Source organism: Bradyrhizobium sp. PRIMUS42 (assembly GCF_023006515.1).
Classification (GTDB): Bacteria; Pseudomonadota; Alphaproteobacteria; order Rhizobiales; family Xanthobacteraceae; genus Bradyrhizobium.
Genome location: NZ_JALBGZ010000776.1, coordinates 1 through 2,786 on the forward strand (window position 1 = coordinate 1; position 2,786 = coordinate 2,786).

Consider the following 2,786-nt stretch of genomic DNA (forward strand, 5'->3'; position numbering starts at 1 on the left):
AAGGCCTTGATGCGCGTGATCATGGTGCGCTGATCGGTGTCCTTCAGCCGCAGCAGCACGGCCGCGACGTCGGCGGCGGCGAGCAGGCCGGGCAGTTCGGCAAGAAGCGAAGCGGGATCATCGACGACAGGCGTCGCGAGATAGAGACGCGGCGCCGGGCGCGGCGGAGGTGGTTTGTTCGACAAGATCTAGGCCGCCTTCTTTTCCAGGCTGCTTTGCCATTCGCCCTTGGAGGCCAGGCCGTTCATCCGTGCGCGATGGCTGAAGGCGCTCTGTCCGGCCGCGACGTTCTCGGCCTTGCCGGACCAGGCCTTTTGCGGCGCGGCCTGGAGCGCGCGGCCGTAGGAGAAAGTCAGGCCCCAGGGCAGTGGGCCGAGCTTGTGCATGGCGTTGAGATGGGCGGTCGCCTCTTCGTCCGACTGGCCGCCGGAGAGGAAGGCGATGCCGGGCACCGCCGCGGGCACGCAGGCCTTCAGGAGCCGAACTGTCTTCTCCGCGACCTCCTCCGCGGAGGCCTGTTTTGCGCACTTCTTGCCTGATATCGCCATGTTGGGTTTGAGCACCATGCCTTCGAGAGCGACGCGCTGCACGCGCAATTCCTGAAACGTCTTGTTGAGCACGCGTTGGGTGACCTCATAGCAGCGGTCGATGTCGTGGTCGCCGTCCATCAGCACCTCAGGCTCGACGATCGGCACGATCTGCGCGGCCTGGCACAGCGCGGCATAGCGCGCCAGCGCGTGGGCGTTGACGCTGATCGCCGTCATCGAGGGAATCCCGCTGCCGATGTCGATCACCGCGCGCCATTTGGCAAAGCGGGCGCCGCGCTCATGGTATTTCTTCAACCGGTCGGCGAGCTTGTCGAGCCCGACGGTGACGAGTTCTCCCGGGCACATCGGCAGGGCTTGCGTGCCTTCGTCCACCTTGATGCCGGGAATGGCGCCGCTCTGTTCGATCAGCCTGACCAGCGGCGTGCCGTCCTTGGCGTCCTGCCAGATCGTCTCGTCATAGAGGATCACGCCGGAAATATACTGGCTCATGGCCTCCTGGGAGCGGAACAGCATCTCGCGATAGTCGCGGCGGTTGGCTTCGGTCGATTCCACGCCGATCGCGTCAAAGCGCTTCTTGATGGTGCCGGAGGATTCGTCAGCGGCAAGGATACCCTTGCCTGATGCGACCATGGCGGTCGCCACCCTGTTGAGCTCAGTCAGATTCATCGAGAGGTCCTCCCAAAACGATTCTGCCCTTGACCGTGAAAATAGACCGTTCTCGGGCAAATGCCGAGTTAACGTTCGTCGCAGGGTAAAGGGGGGAGGTTTGGCCTTTTACCTCGCCCCGCTTGCGGGGGAGAGGTCGGATCGCCCTTGCGATCCGGGTGAGGGGGTACAGGTCTATCGATAGGGCACAACTCGCGGAGAGAGCCCCTCACCCCAACCCTCTCCCCGCGAAGAGCGGGGAGAGGGAGGGAAAGATCAAGCCACCTTCGGGTCGAGCTCGCCCTTGGCGTAGCGCTTGGCCATTTCGGCGGTGGTCAGGACCCGCTTGATCTTGGAGGCTTGCCCCGCGGTGTTGAACTCCTGGAGCCGCTGCTTGCACAGCTTGGTCATGGCTTCCATCGCCGGCTTCAGATATTTGCGCGGATCGAACTCTTCCGGGCTGTCCTTGAGCACTTTGCGGATCTGACCGGTCATCGCCATGCGGTTATCGGTGTCGATGTTGATCTTGCGCACGCCGTTCTTGATGCCGCGCTGGATCTCGGCCACCGGCACGCCCCAGGTCGGCTTCATCTTGCCGCCATTGGCGTTGATGATCTCCTGCAGGTCCTGCGGCACCGAGGACGAACCATGCATGACGAGATGCATGTTCGGCAGCTTGCGATGGATCTCCTCGATCACGTTCATGGCGAGGATGTCGCCATCGGGCTTGCGGGTGAACTTGTAGGCACCGTGCGAAGTCCCCATCGCGATCGCGAGCGCGTCGACCTTGGTCTCCTGGACGAACTTCACAGCCTCGTCCGGATTGGTCAGGAGCTGGTCGTGGCTGAGCTTGCCTTCGGCGCCGTGGCCATCTTCCTTGTCGCCCATGCCGGTTTCGAGCGAGCCGAGCACGCCGAGCTCGCCCTCCACCGAGATGCCGCCGAGATGGGCCATGTCGGTCACGGTCTTGGTGACGCCGACATTGTAGGCCCAGTCGCCGGGGGTCTTGCCGTCGGCCTTCAGCGAGCCGTCCATCATGACGGAGGTGAAGCCGGCCTGGATCGCGGTCATGCAGGTCGCCGCTTCGTTGCCGTGGTCGAGATGAACGCAGACCGGAATGTGCGGGTAGATTTCGGTGACCGCGTCCATCATGTGCTTGAGCATGATGTCGTTGGCGTAGGAGCGCGCACCGCGCGAGGCCTGGATGATGACGGGCGCGTCGACCTGGTTGGCCGCGTCCATGATCGCCAGCGCCTGCTCCATATTGTTGATGTTGAAGGCCGGTACGCCGTAATCGTTCTCCGCCGCGTGGTCGAGCAATTGACGTAACGTGATCCGAGCCATCTGTCTTTTTCTCCCGTTTGGGCCTTCCAAAGGCCGCTCAATGTTTGCCGATTGAAGCTTACTTGATGCGCAGCACCTCAACGCCGGGCAGGGGCTTGCCTTCCATCCATTCAAGGAACGCGCCACCGGCGGTCGAGACATAGGTGAAACTGCCGGCGACGCCGGCCTGGTTGAGCGCCGCGACGGTGTCGCCGCCGCCCGCGATCGAGATCAGCTTCTTGGCCTTGGTGCGCTCGGCAGCGTGCTTGG

General features: G+C 63.4%; 3 protein-coding genes and 1 pseudogene. All 4 read right to left on the reverse strand.

The window, feature by feature from the left end; all coding sequences use genetic code 11:
- Positions 1-185, reverse strand: a pseudogene (locus tag MOV75_RS33430) (thiamine phosphate synthase); the annotation flags it as partial.
- Positions 186-188: 3 nt separating this feature from the next.
- A complete protein-coding gene (locus tag MOV75_RS33435; protein ID WP_246931651.1) occupies positions 189-1,214 on the reverse strand; it encodes a class I fructose-bisphosphate aldolase in 1,026 nt (341 codons plus the stop codon).
- A gap of 255 nt (positions 1,215-1,469) precedes the next feature.
- Positions 1,470-2,537, reverse strand: coding sequence for a class II fructose-bisphosphate aldolase (fba, locus tag MOV75_RS33440; protein ID WP_211415912.1), 1,068 nt, complete (start codon positions 2,535-2,537; stop codon positions 1,470-1,472).
- Between the two features lie 58 nt (positions 2,538-2,595).
- Positions 2,596-2,786, reverse strand: a 191-nt coding sequence (pgk, locus tag MOV75_RS33445) for a phosphoglycerate kinase (RefSeq protein ID WP_247007461.1), incomplete at its 5' end; no start/stop codon positions are given.

Bases quoted from the DNA above. Each gene is read 5' to 3' on its own strand.
- fba (WP_211415912.1), bottom strand. From the start codon at position 2,537: ATGGCTCGGATCACGTTACGTCAATTGCTCGACCACGCGGCGGAGAAC.
- MOV75_RS33435 (WP_246931651.1), bottom strand. From the start codon at position 1,214: ATGAATCTGACTGAGCTCAACAGGGTGGCGACCGCCATGGTCGCATCA.